24 protein-coding genes and 1 pseudogene are annotated in these 14,693 nt (G+C 69.2%); 16 read left to right on the top strand and 9 right to left on the bottom strand.

What is annotated here, in order from left to right; all coding sequences use genetic code 11:
- The first annotated feature begins 92 nt into the window (after positions 1–92).
- The 6 genes from EDD29_RS00220 (at position 93) to thyX (ending at position 3,796) form a co-directional block, all read left to right on the top strand.
- A complete protein-coding gene (locus EDD29_RS00220; RefSeq protein ID WP_123661577.1) occupies positions 93–911 on the top strand; it encodes a C1 family peptidase in 819 nt (272 codons plus the stop codon).
- Complete coding sequence (locus tag EDD29_RS00215; RefSeq protein ID WP_123661576.1) at positions 911–1,213, top strand: hypothetical protein; 303 nt, start codon at positions 911–913, stop codon at positions 1,211–1,213. Before EDD29_RS00220 ends, EDD29_RS00215 begins: the two co-directional genes overlap by 1 nt.
- Positions 1,210–1,560 (top strand): hypothetical protein, encoded by a 351-nt coding sequence (locus tag EDD29_RS00210; protein ID WP_123661575.1) that lies wholly within the window; start codon positions 1,210–1,212, stop codon positions 1,558–1,560. Before EDD29_RS00215 ends, EDD29_RS00210 begins: the two co-directional genes overlap by 4 nt.
- A gap of 76 nt (positions 1,561–1,636) precedes the next feature.
- Entirely contained in the window at positions 1,637–2,221 is a 585-nt protein-coding gene (locus tag EDD29_RS00205; RefSeq protein WP_123661574.1) for a hypothetical protein, read from the top strand.
- 19 nt (positions 2,222–2,240) lie between these two features.
- A complete protein-coding gene (locus EDD29_RS00200) occupies positions 2,241–2,954 on the top strand; it encodes a TIGR02391 family protein (protein WP_211359509.1) in 714 nt (237 codons plus the stop codon).
- Between the two features lie 44 nt (positions 2,955–2,998).
- A complete protein-coding gene (gene thyX / locus EDD29_RS00195; RefSeq protein ID WP_123661573.1) occupies positions 2,999–3,796 on the top strand; it encodes an FAD-dependent thymidylate synthase in 798 nt (265 codons plus the stop codon).
- 198 nt (positions 3,797–3,994) lie between these two features.
- Here the strand turns inward: thyX and EDD29_RS00190 are convergent, their stop codons facing one another.
- From EDD29_RS00190 to EDD29_RS00180, 3 genes are all read right to left on the bottom strand, one after another.
- A complete protein-coding gene (locus EDD29_RS00190; RefSeq protein ID WP_123661572.1) occupies positions 3,995–4,768 on the bottom strand; it encodes a DUF6292 family protein in 774 nt (257 codons plus the stop codon).
- 135 nt (positions 4,769–4,903) lie between these two features.
- A complete protein-coding gene (locus tag EDD29_RS00185) occupies positions 4,904–5,356 on the bottom strand; it encodes a protein kinase family protein (protein WP_123661571.1) in 453 nt (150 codons plus the stop codon).
- Between the two features lie 160 nt (positions 5,357–5,516).
- Positions 5,517–5,840 carry a hypothetical protein gene (locus tag EDD29_RS00180; RefSeq protein ID WP_123661570.1) on the bottom strand — a complete coding sequence of 108 codons (324 nt, stop codon included), beginning with the start codon at positions 5,838–5,840 and terminating at the stop codon, positions 5,517–5,519.
- A gap of 71 nt (positions 5,841–5,911) precedes the next feature.
- Between EDD29_RS00180 and EDD29_RS00175 the strand changes: the two genes are divergently transcribed.
- The 6 genes from EDD29_RS00175 to EDD29_RS45180 all read left to right on the top strand — a co-directional run bounded on the left by EDD29_RS00175 (position 5,912) and on the right by EDD29_RS45180 (position 9,156).
- Positions 5,912–6,199: a hypothetical protein gene (locus EDD29_RS00175; RefSeq protein WP_123661569.1), complete on the top strand. Its 288-nt coding sequence runs from the start codon at positions 5,912–5,914 to the stop codon at positions 6,197–6,199.
- Between the two features lie 101 nt (positions 6,200–6,300).
- A complete protein-coding gene (locus tag EDD29_RS00170) occupies positions 6,301–6,672 on the top strand; it encodes a hypothetical protein (protein ID WP_123661568.1) in 372 nt (123 codons plus the stop codon).
- A 160-nt stretch (positions 6,673–6,832) separates the two neighbouring features.
- Positions 6,833–7,465, top strand: coding sequence for a hypothetical protein (locus EDD29_RS00165; protein ID WP_148085819.1), 633 nt, complete (start codon positions 6,833–6,835; stop codon positions 7,463–7,465).
- On the top strand, positions 7,462–8,109 hold the full coding sequence (locus tag EDD29_RS00160; protein WP_123661566.1) for a hypothetical protein: 648 nt from the start codon (positions 7,462–7,464) through the stop codon (positions 8,107–8,109). The genes EDD29_RS00165 and EDD29_RS00160 overlap by 4 nt, the downstream gene beginning before the upstream one ends.
- 258 nt (positions 8,110–8,367) lie before the next feature.
- Positions 8,368–8,727, top strand: coding sequence for a hypothetical protein (locus EDD29_RS00155; protein ID WP_123661565.1), 360 nt, complete (start codon positions 8,368–8,370; stop codon positions 8,725–8,727).
- A gap of 66 nt (positions 8,728–8,793) precedes the next feature.
- A complete protein-coding gene (locus tag EDD29_RS45180; RefSeq protein WP_170201229.1) occupies positions 8,794–9,156 on the top strand; it encodes a hypothetical protein in 363 nt (120 codons plus the stop codon).
- On the opposite strand, the gene EDD29_RS45175 is transcribed toward EDD29_RS45180, so the two are convergent.
- From EDD29_RS45175 to EDD29_RS00125, 6 genes are read right to left on the bottom strand one after another with little or no spacing between them, the layout of a single operon-like run.
- Positions 9,137–9,277, bottom strand: coding sequence for a hypothetical protein (locus EDD29_RS45175; protein WP_170201228.1), 141 nt, complete (start codon positions 9,275–9,277; stop codon positions 9,137–9,139). The genes EDD29_RS45180 and EDD29_RS45175 overlap by 20 nt on opposite strands.
- Before the next feature lie 57 nt (positions 9,278–9,334).
- Positions 9,335–9,664, bottom strand: a complete 330-nt coding sequence (locus EDD29_RS00145) for a DivIVA domain-containing protein (RefSeq protein ID WP_123661564.1) — start codon at positions 9,662–9,664, stop codon at positions 9,335–9,337.
- A 27-nt stretch (positions 9,665–9,691) separates the two neighbouring features.
- Positions 9,692–10,507, bottom strand: coding sequence for a class I SAM-dependent methyltransferase (locus EDD29_RS00140; protein ID WP_123661563.1), 816 nt, complete (start codon positions 10,505–10,507; stop codon positions 9,692–9,694).
- A 20-nt stretch (positions 10,508–10,527) separates the two neighbouring features.
- Positions 10,528–10,854, bottom strand: coding sequence for a hypothetical protein (locus EDD29_RS00135; RefSeq protein WP_123661562.1), 327 nt, complete (start codon positions 10,852–10,854; stop codon positions 10,528–10,530).
- Positions 10,851–11,300, bottom strand: a complete 450-nt coding sequence (locus tag EDD29_RS00130) for an ATP-binding protein (RefSeq protein ID WP_148085818.1) — start codon at positions 11,298–11,300, stop codon at positions 10,851–10,853. Before EDD29_RS00130 ends, EDD29_RS00135 begins: the two co-directional genes overlap by 4 nt.
- The gene (locus EDD29_RS00125; RefSeq protein ID WP_123661560.1) at positions 11,297–11,788 is read right to left on the bottom strand and encodes a hypothetical protein; all 492 of its coding nucleotides are present in this window, start codon (positions 11,786–11,788) and stop codon (positions 11,297–11,299) included. Before EDD29_RS00125 ends, EDD29_RS00130 begins: the two co-directional genes overlap by 4 nt.
- 144 nt (positions 11,789–11,932) lie before the next feature.
- On the opposite strand from EDD29_RS00125, the gene EDD29_RS45170 reads away from it, so the two are divergent.
- The 4 genes and pseudogenes from EDD29_RS45170 to EDD29_RS48040 form a co-directional block, all read left to right on the top strand.
- Complete coding sequence (locus EDD29_RS45170; protein WP_170201227.1) at positions 11,933–13,240, top strand: helix-turn-helix domain-containing protein; 1,308 nt, start codon at positions 11,933–11,935, stop codon at positions 13,238–13,240.
- A complete protein-coding gene (locus EDD29_RS00115) occupies positions 13,237–13,794 on the top strand; it encodes a GNAT family N-acetyltransferase (RefSeq protein WP_123661558.1) in 558 nt (185 codons plus the stop codon). The genes EDD29_RS45170 and EDD29_RS00115 overlap by 4 nt, the downstream gene beginning before the upstream one ends.
- Before the next feature lie 104 nt (positions 13,795–13,898).
- Positions 13,899–14,384 carry a pyridoxamine 5'-phosphate oxidase family protein gene (locus tag EDD29_RS00110; RefSeq protein WP_123661557.1) on the top strand — a complete coding sequence of 162 codons (486 nt, stop codon included), beginning with the start codon at positions 13,899–13,901 and terminating at the stop codon, positions 14,382–14,384.
- Positions 14,385–14,554: 170 nt separating this feature from the next.
- A pseudogene (locus EDD29_RS48040) lies at positions 14,555–14,686 on the top strand (GntR family transcriptional regulator); the annotation flags it as partial.
- Between the last annotated feature and the right edge of the window lie 7 nt (positions 14,687–14,693).

Here is a 14,693-nt window from a genome sequence, read left to right as displayed (position 1 = left end):
GCATGGATTCTACCTAGGTGCGACCTGGTCGCACCTTCCTCTTCGGCCCTCGGCGCCCTGGCTCCGGGGGCTTCGTCGTCCCCGGAGGTCCCGTGCCCCACCCCGCCTTCAAGCTCGGCCGGCGCGTCGACCACGACGTGCGCAGCCGCCGATACCCCGCCCGCGCCGCCGACCCGAGCACCCTCACCTCCGTCCGGCATGCCCGGTTCGTGCCGGTCCTCGACCAGGGCACTCTCGGCTCGTGCACCGGCAACGCCGCGATCGGCGCGATCGGCTCCGGTCACCTGTTCCTCGCCCTCCCCGACTCCGCCCGCGAACTCCTCGGCCGCACCGCCGACGAGGTCGAGACCACCGCGGTGTCCGTCTACGCCACCGCGACGACGATGGACGACTGGGAGGGCGAGTACCCGCCGACCGACACCGGCTCGTCCGGCCTGGCGGTCGCCAAGGTCCTGAAGTCGGTGGGCTGGATCAGCGGCTACCGGCACGCGTTCTCCCTCGCCGCGGCGCTCACCGCGCTCGCTGAGGCGCCCGTCATCACCGGCCTGCCCTGGTACAGCTCGATGTTCGAGCCCGACCTCGACGGCCGTCTCCGCGTGCACCGCGGCACCGGCCCGGATGGTGGCCATGAAGTCGTCCTCGACGAGCTCGACGTGGCCAACCGCCGGGTGTGGCTGACGAACTCCTGGGGCCCGAACTGGGGCGTCGGCGGGCGAGCGTGGCTGTCGTGGGACGACTTCGGCCAGCTCCTCGCCGAGCAGGGCGACGTCACCGTCCTCCTGGCGGCCACCGAGCCGCCGCCCGTCCCGACTCCACTGCCAGGGATCCCCTACCCAGAGGACGAGAAGCCGCGGTGCAACTGGATGCACCGCGTCGGAGACGCCATCCGCAGCCTTCTGTCCGGCCGGTGATGAGCATGCGACAGCCCCAGCTCGGCGACATCGTCCGGTACGTCGGCCGGTTCGGAATCCACGCGACGCGCGCCGCGATCGTGTCCTGCACGACCGCGGACGTGGTGCCGGGCGGCGACCTCGTGCCGCTCGACGACGAGACGCACGTCCACCTGGCGGTGTTCACGCCCTCGCCGGCGAACAGCTTCCCGGAGATGAACGTGCCCTACGACCCGGCCCGCGCACCGGGCACCTGGCACTGGCCAGACCTTCCCAACCCCCACCCCGACGCCCGTCGGGACGTCCCAGGGAGTTCGTCGTGATCAAGTTCTTCAGCCTGCGGTTCGAGACCGCCCGAGCCCTCTACGCCCTCAACGCGCTCCTGGCGCTCCTCGTCTCGTTCGGTCTGCCCCTGTCGGACGCGAAGGCGACGGCCATCACCGCGATCGTGACCGGAGGCCTGTCGATCATCGTGGTGATCCAGACTCGGCCGATCGTCGTGTCCGGCATCGCCTCGGCGACGACCACGATCCTCACCTCCGTCGCCGCGTTCGGCTACGAGCTGACCGCCGACCAGGTCGGTGGGCTGGTGACGGTGCTGTCGCTGCTCCTTGCCGCGGTCCTCGGCCCGGAGGTCGCCTCGAAGGCGAAGCTCGCCCAGCGCGACTGACGCGCCTACCCGTCGCGCCCTGTTCCCTTCGGGGAGCAGGGCGCGTTTTGTCGTACCCGGACCAGATGATGGACGGATGGACTTCGTCACCGGCGCAGTGGCTTCGGGCCCTGAGGTCGTCGCTGCGTTGATCGGCATAGCCGGTGTGCTCATGGCTGGCCTCATCGCGAACTTGGGCCAGGCCCGGATCAGCACGAAGCAGCAGAAGCGCCGCGAACTCCTGGAAGACCAGGACCAGTGGGACCGGCAGCTCGCCGAGATGCTCGCAGCCGCAGTCAGCGCGGGCGGAGCGATCGCGCTGATTCGAGGCGGTTGGATCGAGGACACCCTGTGGGACAGGCTTCGCACTCGGCGCCGCGTGGCCCGGGACTTTCATGAAGTTCTGCTCCCGCGGCTCGACCGGCTGACGCTGGCCCTCCTACGGGTCACCACTTGGCGAGGCGGCGAGGTCGCGATCGTCGAGCAGGCTAAGGCTCTGGCTTTCGCCCTTGAGCCCCTGCAGGATTCACTGATCAGAGACAGGGCGGTGTTCGATGAGAAGGCTGAGGCCTTCCGGCAGGAGCTGGCGGAGCTTCGGGGGCGCGTTGATCGCCGACGGGGCCTCATCGAGAAGCCTTCACTGATGCGCCGCCTCCTGCGGCGAGAGAGCAAGCCTGATTAGGAAAGGAGCGTGCACGACAGTGGATCGCGATTGGGTGGGTGCACAGCTTCAGGCGTTCGTTGACCTTGTCGACCGGTACATGCCGACGAAGCGCCCTGGCGAGATCTTCGGGGATCGGAGCATTCGGGAGAAGCTTCTTCAGGCTGAGCCGACTGTGAAGCAGATCCTGGACAGGCTGCAGCCCGGCCTCGGCAGTGAGGTCAACCTCGACCTGATGGCCGGTGAAACCACCGCCCGCGGCCAGTGCCAGCGGGGCCTCGGAATCCTGCGGGATATGGACGACGTGGAGTCCAAGCTGGGCCCGCAGGCCCCGGCTCTCTCGGCCGATCAGCTTCACCCGTGGGTGTGGGGAGGTGCGGCGGCTCTTTGGGACGCGGGGGCACGTCAAGACGCTGTGCTGGCGGCTGCCCGGACGGTCAACGCGCGTATCCAGCAGAAGCTGGAACGCCACGACATTGGCGAGACGGACCTGTGCATGCAGTCCTTCGACACGAAGGATGCGGTTGCAGGGAAGCCTCGGCTCCGTTTCCCCGGCGACCGGCTGTTGCCGACCTGGAAGGCAAAGCAGGAGGGCGCGAAGTACGTGGCGGCGGGCGCGTTCCTCGCGATCAGGAACATTGCGGCCCACCAGGAGCAGGTGGCCTGGTCGGAGCAGGAGGCCCTTGAATACTTGGCGACCTTGAGCGTGGTGGCCCGCTGGGTGGAGGAGTGCGAGGTCGAGCAGCCCGAGTAGCGTGGCTTGACGGCTCCTAAGATTCGAGCTGCAGAAGGGATCTCGTGAAGCACGTTGAGCCGGAGGTCTTCCTCCTCGCCAAGCCGCAGCTGGACTACGACGAGGTGGCCCGCTACCTCAAGGAGGTCGGCGGCGAGTCCTGGCTGGAGCGGCTGGACCGCGGCGACCTCGACACCCATCTGAACGACCCCCAGAATCTCGCCGAGTTCGCGGGCCGCCTGTGCTACCGCTCCTGGGAGCCCGGCCTGAACCCGAACGTCACCCGGGTCCGCACCGACCAGACCGCCTACCTCCAGAACATCCTGGCGAGCCTGCACGGCTCGGTCCTGGAGCACGTGAGCTTCAGCTTCGCGCTGCACAACTGCTCGCGCGTGACGACGCATGAGCTGATTCGGCATCGTCCGGGTGTGGCGATCTCGCAGGAGTCGCTCCGGTTCGTCCGGCTGGATGAGCTGCCGTTCTGGTTCCCCGAGTGGGCGCAGGAGGATGCGGAGCTGATGGAGAAGGCGACGGCGCTGCTGGAGCAGATGGAGCAGTTCCAGGGCTGGATGGCCGGGCACTTCGGCCTCGACGCCGAGGGCGTGCCCTTCAAGGAGAAGAAGCACCGCACCTCCTTCATGCGCCGCTTCGCCCCCGAGGGCGTCGCCACCGGCCTGGTCTGGACGGCGAACGTGCGGACGCTCCGGCACACGCTGGAGGCTCGGACGGCTGAGGGTGCTGAGGAGGAGATCCGGCTGCTGTTCGGCAAGATCGGTGAGGTGCTGGTGGCTGAGGCGCCTGCGTTGTTCGGTGACTATGAGGTCGTCGACGGGGCGTGGGTGCCGCGGTGGCGCAAGGTGTAGGTCTGGCGGGGTTCCGGATCTCGGCGTAGCTTGGTGAAGTCGCGCGGGGCAAACGCGACGGCCCGTCTCCCTTCGGGGAGGCGGGCCGTTCTCGTGCGTGAGTGGCACGGCAGTTCTAGACTTGCGGCTTCCGTCGCGTCCGGTCTGCGACCAGAGAAGCGCCTCGCCTGCCTGGCGGGGCGCTTTCGCGTGTCCGGGTCAGGGCTGGTTGGCCGGGTGGGTGGCGTAGGCGGCCAGGCCGCGCTCCAGCTCCAGGCAGTACTCTTCCTGGCTGAAGGGCGCGGTCGTGTAGTCGTCCGGGGGCGTCCAGGCGGCGGCCGGGCGGGGCTCCTTGTCCCGGGTGAGACGGGCCATGGCCGCGGCGACCACGTCCTCGGGCAGCGCGAGGAGGTCGACGGGCAGGACCTCGAAACGGTCGCCGCCTTTGGTCGTGTCGGTGGTGGGGATGTAGCCCCAGCCGTCGGTCTCGCTCCACGCCACGTGCCGCTCCTCGTAGGGGGCAGGGACGGCCAGCTCGATCGCGCCGTTGCGGGGGTCGTCGGGGTTCGCCCAGTGCGAGGCAACGGAGACCCCGGCACGGTCGAGCGCGTCGGCGACGGCGGCCATGTACAGCTCCGGCAGCGAGTAGTAGTCCTTCCCCGCGGCCTTGGTGATCGCGTCGACCTGGTCCTCGATGCTCTGGCCGGCGGAGCCGGTGAAGAGCTTCCCGCCCGCGCCGCGGATGCGGGCGGAGGCCGTCTCCGCCTCCAGGTGCAGCTCGGTGATGTAGCCCTGTCCGCTCCGTCCGTCGGGGAGCGTGAAGGTGAGGATGTCGGCATCGGCCAGGCGCCGCGCGCCGTCCTGCGGAAGGTCGGTGGCGTGGCCGCTCCAGGACGGGACGGGCAGGCCGGTATGGTCCCGGATGTCCAGGGCGACGTTGATCGTGGTGCCGTCCGGGGTGGTGATTGTCGCGGGGCCAGCGTAGTCGCTCATGCTGCTCCTCGGGTTGGGGCCTGAGCTGATGATGGCCCAGGCCAGATGGGGTGCGGCATTCGTTTCGGCCCTTTCCTGTGGAAGGAATGGAATTCCACAGGAAAGGGCCTGCGCTGTCGGGGAGAGGTGTTCGGCTCAGGTGTGACCATGAGCCCGCTCAGCCAGGCGGGCGGCGGCGTCGCGGAGCCACGGCCTTGCGCCAGGGTCGGTCTCTGCCATCTGCAGGGCCAGATCCTCCAGGCTGCCGAGAGCGCCGGCATGCATGGACAGGTGGGGCGGGTTCTCGCCGAGGACCAGGCTCTTGATGATGATGCCGAGGCTGTAGACGTCGGGCCCGGAGTCGATGGATGTGCCTTGGGGCCAGAGCTCGGGTGCTTCTCCCTGCCACCAGCCCGCGACGTTCCGGTCCAGCAGTAGGACGGTGCCGTCGTCGGCCAGGACGATGGTGTCGGGCGTGAGGGCGTAGCGCAGGTGCACCTCGGTGTGGAGGGCCACGAGCTGGGTGGCGATCTGTGAGGCGATGGCGGCGGCCTGCTGGGTGGGGAACGGGCCGGAGGCGATTACCTGGTCGAGAGTTCGAGCGGTCATGGTCCGGGTCCTCTTGTTGGGATCAGTGGGGCGTTTCGTCAGCTGGGGGTCTTCGGAATGATCGTTCTCCTTGGCGGGCGCATCCGTGACGACGGTACGGACTTGCCCCGCTACGCGTAGGGGTTCGGGAGGGCCCGCCCCGGAGGGCGGACCCGAAGGCCTAGCAGGCGGGGCAGACCAGGTGGCCGGTGCCGGCGCAGATGGTGCAGTTCTGGTCGCCGTCGACGATCCCGCCGTCGCACTCGCAGGCGACGTCCTTGTTGTCGTCGCAGTTCAGGCAGGTCGGGCAGTCCTTGCCGCCGGTGCAGTTGGTGACGAGGCAGCGGGCGCAGCGGGTGTAGAAGCCGGTGTTCGCGCAGGCGGGGCAGACCGCGCCGTGGCGGCGGATGCTCCAGCGGACCATGCGGTGGTCCTTGCTGTGGTGGGTGCCGCCGCACTCGACGGTCTCGAGGCGGGGGGCGGGGGCGGTCTGCGTCGTCGTCACGCCCTTAAGTATGCTCAGACCGTCTGAACATGTCAAGTCGGTCTGAGCAAAAAAGTGGTAGCCTCTGGACCATGATGAGCGACAAGGAGATCCGCGACGTCCAGGGCGCGTACGAGCGCGACCTCGCAGCCATGACAGAGGAGCTGCGCAAGCGCCGCGCCGCCGACCTGAACAGGGCACTCACCTCGGGAAGGACCAGGGCGCAGCTGATGCAGGTACTGGGCGTGAGCCGGAACGGGCTGCACCAGATGCTGGACCCCGAGGCCGCGCGCACCGCGGCGGAGAAGAAGCGCGCCTCCAGGGAGCGGCTGGCCTCGAAAGGATCCGACCCGAGGAATGCTCAGACCGACTTGACATAGGCAGACGGTCTGAGCATAATTGGGGGCAGAACACCGCAGCAGCCAGCCGCTGGGTCATCGCGACCGCGAGCCTGCTGCGCCGCATCGAGATCGGAGCCCAAGTGACCCAGACCCCCGACGCCGTCGACCTCGGCGCGACCCTCACCTACACCGACGAGGTCGGGACGACCCACACCGTCCAGGTCCAGGTTCGCGACCGGGTCCGGAGCGGCCTGCGGCTCATCTCCGTCAGCGGCCTGGCCGCACTCCTGCCGGACGAGCTCGCCGCGATCGACCCCACCCTCCGCGCCCAGGCCGTCTTCGAACTCGGCCAGACCCGCATCGTCCTGTGCGCCGAGCCCCGCGACCTCCTCGCCGGCGGGTTCGCCATCGGCTCCCGGGACGGCCGGGTTACCATCGCGAACCCGCCACGCCGCATCCCCCAGGCCGCGCTCATCGCCCTCGGTGAGCGCCTCCACGACCAGCTCCTGTGAGCTGGCCGGGCCAGGCGAAGTACCCGCCGAGGACCGGCCCGGCGTCCTACGCTGCTGGATGAGCCCACCGGGGCCTAGCCGGTGGGCTCTGTGACCCCCGCGCGAGCGGGGAGCAGAGTCCCAAGATACCCACCTCCCGCAAAGGAGCAGCATGAGCAGCATGAGCAGCATTCCGACGGTCATGCCCCCCGAAGAGATCCCCGTGCACGGCAGCGGATTCGGCTACGAGCACGAGCCCTACGCGGTCATATGCATGACCCCGGCCGAGGGCCACCCCAGGACGATCCAAGGCCGCATCGACGGCGAGATCGTGGTGACCATGCCCGCCGAGCCCGGCCGGTGGGACAGTCCCGAGAACGAGTACCTGATCCGGCTCATGCAGGTCAGGGTGGCCGCATCCGTCGCCTCCCAGCCCGCCGCCGCGGCCTGGCGCCGAATCAGGGCCCTGGACTCCGGCTGGGCAGGAACCCGCCTGGCCACCTCCGAGCTGCCCGAGAGCGAGCAGTACGACCAGGCGGCCCTCGACCGGCACGAGGCGATGCGGGAGCGGTGGCTGCTCAACCCGGGCGGGACACACGGCAGGTTCCCGGACTGGACCGGGCTCGGCATGATCGCCAGCGGTCGGCACCAGTACTGGCAGGAGTTGCTGCCCGGCGAGGACCGGCGCATGCTCGACCTCGTCCGCGAGCAGAAGGCCGAGGCCGAGCGGCTCCGCGCCATCGCAGAACCCACCGACCGGGCAGTGCGCGACTACCTCCGCCAGCACAGCGCCCCCGCCACGAGGCCCGCATGACCGACACCCCCGCCCGATACAAGGTCGAGAAGACCCAGGTCCAGAGCCTCGGCCGCCTCTCCGACCGCTGGGCCGTCGTCCGCACCGACGGCACCCCGACCGGCTGGGGCCCCGGCAAGGACTACCGCGCCCACAACCACCTCTACAGTGACCGGGGTCTCGCCGAGATCGTGGCCGCGTTCCTCAACGGCACTCCCGACGACTACCGCATCGAGCGCAACCTCCACAAGGGCCGCCACTTCTGGCTGATCACCGGAGCCGCCCCCGGCGACCCCGGTGAGCTCAAGTCCCGCACCTTCGAGGACGACCAGAAGCCGGCCGACACCGTCAGCGCCGCCCTCATCCGGAAGGTCACCGACCACGTCGCCGGGATCGACCGCCGCGTCGCCGCCCAGGCCGACGCCGATGCCAAGGCGGCCGAGCAGGAGGCGGAGGCCGACCGCCGCCGGGCCCTGGAAGCCGAGAAAGGGCCCCTCGCAACGCCCCGCCAGGTCGACTTCATCATGGAGCTCCTCGCCGACCGCCAGCGCACCGGCGACGGCGGCGGCTTCTACTTCGGCGGCCCGACCACCCGCAAGGGCGTCGCGGAGATGTCCAAGCGCGAGGCCAGCATGTACATCACCTCCCTCAAGGGCGACTACTAACGGTGGCTTCGGGCACCTGACAGGCCGCCACTGGTGCCGTAGCATCGGCACCACGCCCCGTGAGAGCGGGGGTGGACCGTCTTGGGTTTTCGGCCCTGCGGTCGAAGCAAGACCGCCCTGCGAGAGCGGGGATGCCTCACATGGCAATTGGCCCCGCGTGCGCGGGGATGGCCCGCCTCCGGCTCCCCGGGCTAGGGCTGACGCAACCTGCCCCGCACAGGCGGGGATACATCACGTGTCGGTGTCGTGAGGAACAGCATGCCCATCACCGCGAACTCCCGCTGGCGCAAAGGCGACCGCGACGCCGGCGCTCGCGAAGGCCATAACGAGCAGACCCGCGAGATGCGCCGCGCGTGGGCGGTGGCGGCCCTTGCTCCGGTGGAGGAGCAGATCCTCGCCGCGCTTGCCGCGGGAGGCAGGATCGCCGAAGTGGCTGAGGCGCACGGCGTCACCTCCGTGGCCCTCCACGGGCGCGCAAGCTGGGATGTCGACTGGTCCCGCCGCCTGGATGCGGCGCTGATGGAGGGCCGTGACGAGACGCTTGACCACGGGCGGCGGGGAACCTACCGGCATCAGGGATGCCGCTGCCCCGAGTGCCGTGCCGCGCAGCACTCCTAACTGAGATGGCGCTGCGCCCGGGTGGGTCGCACACCTCAGATCGAACCGGTGTTCTAGCATCGAGACGTGCTCTCCGACCCGAACGCGATCCCGCCCGCCGACCGGATCATGTCCGCGTGGATCGCGGGCGTCGCCGCCCGCTGGGCGCCCCACACCTGCCCTGAAGACGACGCGCTGAAGGCGGCGATCGCCGAGCTGCACGAGGTCGCGACCGATAGGACCGAGACGCTGCGGACGGACCTGCTCGGCAAGGCTGCTGGCCTCAACCGCGGACATGCGCAGTATCGGCTGGAGGCGGGCGGCGTGGAGATGGGGCACGCGGCCCGCGCGGACCTGCTGATGAAGGCGGGCGGGGACCCGGCGGTCGCGGAGCTGTGGATGGAGGAAGGGCGCCGCCGCGCTCGGCCGGTCATGCCTCCCCAGCACTGACCTCACCCTCGCCGAGGAAGGCTTTGCGAGCCGCTTTGATGGTGTGCTCGGGCGGCGGGTCGATGAGGGCGTAAGCCTCCGCGACTTCGTCGAGGAGTTGCTCGTCGCGGTCCTTGGTCATGACGGGGAGCCTGCCGGGTGGCGGGCTCCCCGCGCATTGATCTTGATCGGCTTTTGATCAGGCCATGCCCTCTTGCGGTGCCGCGGCCGCGGACAGCTCCTCGCGGAGCTTCGCCGCCTCGTCCCGCGCGGCGTCGCGTTCGACGATCAGGCTGCCGATCTCGGCTTCGACCTTGTCGAGGAACTCGTCGACCTCGCTCTGCACGTATCCAGGGGCGAGCCGCGTCGATACGAACTTCACCCGCCGGATGTCCATCGGGGTGATCCGGTGCGCGTCGACGGCGTGCCGGGCCTTGGCCGGGATGGCGAAGGACTCGACGAGTTCTGTGAGGCGGTCGACCTTGGTGTTGAGGCTCTGGACGGCCTCCTCGGCGTTGAAAGTTTCCATGGTGGCTTCCTAACACGCGGGTCGGGGTCAGGCGGGGAGTTCGGGGGATCCGTCCTGGTCGGGGGTTTCGTCGCGGAGTTCGAGGTGCGCGAGGTAGAAACCGGTCGGCCCGTAGCTGCCTGCGGAGCGGAGCTTCCAGGGGCTGCTTTCAAGGAGGGTGTGCAGTTCGGTGGCCGACAGCATGAGCCGCCCGAACCAGTCGCTGGCCAGGGATCCGTAGCGGACCCGCATGAGGACCTGGCCCGGGAGCCGCCCCGCCCGCCGGTTCTCGGCGTGGTAGCTGGAGTGTTCCTCGGCCTGGGTGTAGGGGTCGTGGCCGTTGGCGAGGATTTGCGCGCCGGGCCGGGCGACACGCGCGAGGCTGCGGAGGACAGCGGAGGCCGTGTCCAGCGAGCCGAGGAGACCGAGGTTTCCGCCGAGCAGCAGGATCGTGTCGAACGTTCCGAGGTCGTCGCCGGGCTCCTGGACGCTGCCGAGGCGGACGTCCAGGCCCTGGGCGCACGCGACGTCGACGGCGCCCGCCGACGGGTCGATGCCGATGATGTCGGTGTGTCCGCGCTGCCGGGCTTCGAGCATGTGGCGGCCGGCGGCGCAGCCGACGTCGAGGATCCGGCCGCGGAGCTTGGTCATGGCGACCTGTTCGGCCTCGACCCATTCCTCGTAGTGCGAGAAGTAACGATAGGCGTCCTCAACGCTGACGTAGCCGTCGGACCGCTCGATGACCTGCCGGTGGGATCCGCGGCGCGGGCCGGCCGCGAAGGCGTCGACCAGCATCTGGCCGTATCCGTCGCCGACCGTGACGCGGGAGATCCGCCCGGAGGGCGGGTAGAAGGCGGTGCTCACAGGTGACTCCTATCTGGGGGTTAGCGCAGATCGAGCGGGGTGAGGCGGGTGGTCGTTTCGGCCTTGATCGGCGCTGACATGACCAGCTCGTAAGCGTGCGCGGCGAGGTTCGTCTTATCGGCCTCGGACAGGGCCACGACGTGCTCGATGCCTCGTTCGTGGGCGAGCTGGTGGACGACGCGCCTCAGCGCAGCCTCGGCTGAAGCTGCTGCTTCGGCCACGCCGGCGGGCTTGATGAAGAGGTGTTCCAGTTCTCCGCGCCGGATGCCGTTGGCGGCCAGCAGGATGTGGAAGTTCATGGTCTCTTTTGCCGCGTGATGGACGGCGGCGTCGAGCTCGGCGCTCACCGTACGGCGTCGGCGAGTTCGGGGGCGGGGGTCTGTGTTTCCGGGGCGTCACGCAGGGGCTGCCGGAGCTGGACCTGTGTGAGCCCGTTGCCGGTGCCGATCACCAGAGCCCGCACCAGCAGGCGAGCCGTCTCGATGCCGTCGCCGGGGGTGAAGGGGGTGCCGCCACGGTCGATGACGTCGACCACGAGCTCATCCCCGTTCGAGTGCACATGGACGACGTACGGCGGCGCCCCGTGGCACAACGCGTTAGTGACGGCCTCGTTGGCGGCGGCTATCAGGGTGTGCCGGAGCCTGGCCTGCATCTGCGCTTTGGTGGCCTGGAGCGAGAGGAAGCCGCGGAAGACGGCAAGCTGCCCTGTGTCCCGGACGATCATGCTGGCCTTCGGCGGTTCCTCGGCGCGCGGCGGCGTTTCGGATGCGTCCAGGAGGGCGCCCCTGCTCATGATGCCGCTGCGGTTGTGGCGGGCACCCTGCGACGCAACTGGAGGATGTTCTCCGCCACCACGGCGAGCCACTCGGGGTCCGTCGCGTCCGAAGTCGCCACGGCGTGGTCGTCGTTGACCAGGAGGCGATGAGTGCCGTCCGGGTCCGTGCGGACGGTGACGACGAGCGTCACCCCGACCCGCAGGGCGCGCCCCTGCTCGAGGTCGGATTGCACAGCGTGCTCGGTCAGCAGGTACTGCGCGAGGGTCTGGAGGAGGCGTGCCTGAGCAACGCACTCGAAGCCCGACTGCTCGTTGAGCGAGTTCACAAGGCTGTCGGCGGTGTCTTCGATCAGGGTCATCGCGAGCCCGATCGATATCTCGACGTCGGTGAGCGTCCGCCGCCGTGTTGCTTTGTAGAGGCCGGTGCCGTCGGGACTGGTCCGGCCCAAGATCCAGTCGGGCCAGTCCGCCTCATCCCACGGCAGTTCCTTCGACGCGTACACCATGAGCGCCTCCGTCAGTAGCGATTCGGTCGCGTCCAGTTAATTGCCGCCTGGGCGACGACGCCATGGGGATACTGGGGGGACAGACGTAGACGTGCATAGACGCCAAGATCTATGCACGTCTACGCATCGCGAAAGGTGTGCGCGATGGACAACGGTGCAACGCTTCCTGCATGGGCGAAGCGACTAACGGAAATGCGCGAAGCGCGCGGCTGGGGTCGGTCCGACCTTGCCCGCGAGATGAAGCGGTTCAGCACAGACCTGCCATCTGTCAGATCGCTGGCGCACTCGATCCGCAGTGACTGGGAGACTGGCGCCCACAAGCCTGGGCCACGGAATCGCTCTTTGCTCGCGCAAGCCCTCGGCGTCGCCGAAGTCGAGCTGTTCGGCAGTGCCGAGGCTCCTGCGCCGCAGCCGCTCGAGGACGACGAGGTGAACCGGCGCAGGCTCCTGGGACTGCTCGGGGCCGCTGCAGCGGCGGGGGCAGCTCAGCAGTTTGAACCAGTCCGGGCTCGGCTCAACGACTCCTTTTCGAGTGCACCGACCATGTCGGATGCCGACGACTGGGAACGCGTGGCTTTCGACTACTCCTTCGAGGTCGGCGCGCTCGCCCCTGAACGACTGCTCCCTGAGCTACTCACGGACGTCGAGGAGTTGCACAGCGTTCTGAACGTCGCTCAGGGCACGGTGCGCCAGCACCTCCTGCGTGCGTCTGCCAACATGGCGGCGCTTACTGCCATCGCACTCTTGAACGCCGAGGAGACCCGAGCGGCGGGCCGCTGGTGGCGCACGGCCGCGCGGGCAGCGAGCGAGTGCGGCGATCATGCGCTTGCCGCCCGAGTCCGTGGCCGCCAGGCGGTCTTCTCTGTCTACGGCCCAAGCCCCGGCCCGCGCACCCTCAGCCTGGCGGACGACGCGCTCGCCGCCGGGGGCAGCATCCCGTGCGGTGGCGTCGCGAGCGCGCACGCAGCGAAGGCACAGGCGTACGCCTACCTCGGCCGGTTTGACGATGCCGAAGACGCGCTCCGCGATCTGGAGCGGACGTTCGAGCTGCTGCCCGAAGACGTCCGTGTGGACCGGCGCTCCCAGTGGGGCTGGTCGGAGCAACGGCTCTACCACGTCCGCAGCTACGTCCACACCTACGCAGGCGACACCGATCGTGCGTTCGCCGCACAGGACCGCGCCCTGGAGTTCTACTCTCCGCGGCCGTCTCAGGGCCGGGTACAGGTCGAGTTGCACCGCGCTGGGTGTCTCATCCGCGCCGGCGACATCGACGAGGGTGCCCGCCACGCTGTTCGGGTGCTGGAGTCGGTGCCGCCGCGGCTTCGCCATGATGGTCTCCTCAAAACGACTGCGGTGAGCACCCTCGGCCTCGCTACCCCGGCGCAGGCCCGATCCGCGCCAATCCGCGCAGCGTTCGAAGCGCTGGCCCTGGAACCGGGAGGACGCCGATGACCGAAATGACCTTCACTCGCCTCGACCCTGTGGAGGCGCGTGAGCTCGTCGACGAGCTCATCGTTCCGCTCTACGTCGACACCCACACCGAGGTCGCGGGCAACCCTTTCTACTCCGCCGAACGCGCCGCGGAGAGGATCCGCGGTTACGCGGCGGCGCCGACCTTCGAGATTGTGATCGCCCGCATCGATGGCGTGCCGATCGGGCAGGCCTTCGGCTACGGGCTAATCACGGGCCGTTGGTGGGAAGGGCTGACGCCGACCGTTGAGCTGCCCGAGGACTTCACCGACGAGCGCGGCGGCGGCAGGACCTTCGCGTTCACCGAGTTGATGGTCTTGCCCGAACGGCAAGGGCAGGGCCTGGCGCACGCGCTCCACGACGAGTTGCTGCGTGGCCGGGCGGAGGAGCGGGCGACGGTCCTGACGCGCGAGGACAACAGGTCGGCGCAGGCCGCCTACGCGCGATGGGGATGGAGGAAGGTCGGCAAGCTGCAGCCGTATCCGGATTCTCCGCATTTTGATGCGTTCGTTTTGCCGCTTCCGCTCCCGAGCTGACCCGGGACCTTAGGCTGGTCCTGCGTACACCAACGCCAGTACCCCGCCCCGCTGAACTGGGCGGGGTACTGCTCGGGGTACCGGAAGGTGATTGAGGAGCCGCGTTGAGCCGCGTGAGGGGCCTGGTCCGCGAGGTCGTCGACGCCGGCAGGCTGATGCACCTGGGGGTGGGCAGCAGTCCCCTGCAGGTGTTTCCGGTCTGGTACCAGGCGGGTTGGAAGCCTGACGTCCTGCGGTGGATCTCGCGGGTGGACCGGGCGCATAGCCGGACGGTACGTCTCCGAGGAAACGTGGCCGGTTCCATCGTGGCCGCCGAGCCGGATGGGCTGGGCGATGCCGTGCGCGGCGTACGATTCGCCGGCTTCGCTCGAGAACTACCGACCTCGGGGATCGACCAGCAACTCGATGCGTTCGTCGCGCGCTGGCCGAAGGCTGCCGGGCCACTCGACCGCCAGGCGCTCGCTGACGGCACGTCAGCGATGCGGCTTTACGAAGTATCGGTCGAGCGGTGGATCCTGTTCGACGAGGAGGCGTTCCCCGCAGACCCGCGGCAGGAGATCCTCGCGGAGATCGAGCCCCACTACCGGTAGAGGGGCTCCGGGCCTGGAACTGATGCCGTCAGGAACCCAGGCCCGGAGCGTTCATGGCTGCGCGTGCGTGTCGCGTAGCAGCCGCCCAAGCTAGCAGCTCAAGGCCAGTTCGGATCCTAGGATCCTAGGGTTTGAGGGACTTAGGCTCTTAGGGCCCTTACGTTCGCGCCATGGTCAACCCCCTATCCGCGCGTCCTCAATACCGGCAGGTGGCCGACGAGCTGAGGCGGCAGATCAAGCGGGGCAGACTCCGGCGGGGCGAGCCGCTGCCGAGTGAACTGCAGCTCGAGGAGGAATTCGGGGTCGGGG

This window comes from Actinocorallia herbida, from assembly GCF_003751225.1.
GTDB classification, from domain to species: domain Bacteria; phylum Actinomycetota; class Actinomycetes; order Streptosporangiales; family Streptosporangiaceae; genus Actinocorallia; species Actinocorallia herbida.
Note: the sequence above shows the minus strand (reverse complement) of the source record. Positions and strands in the feature narration are given on the sequence as shown.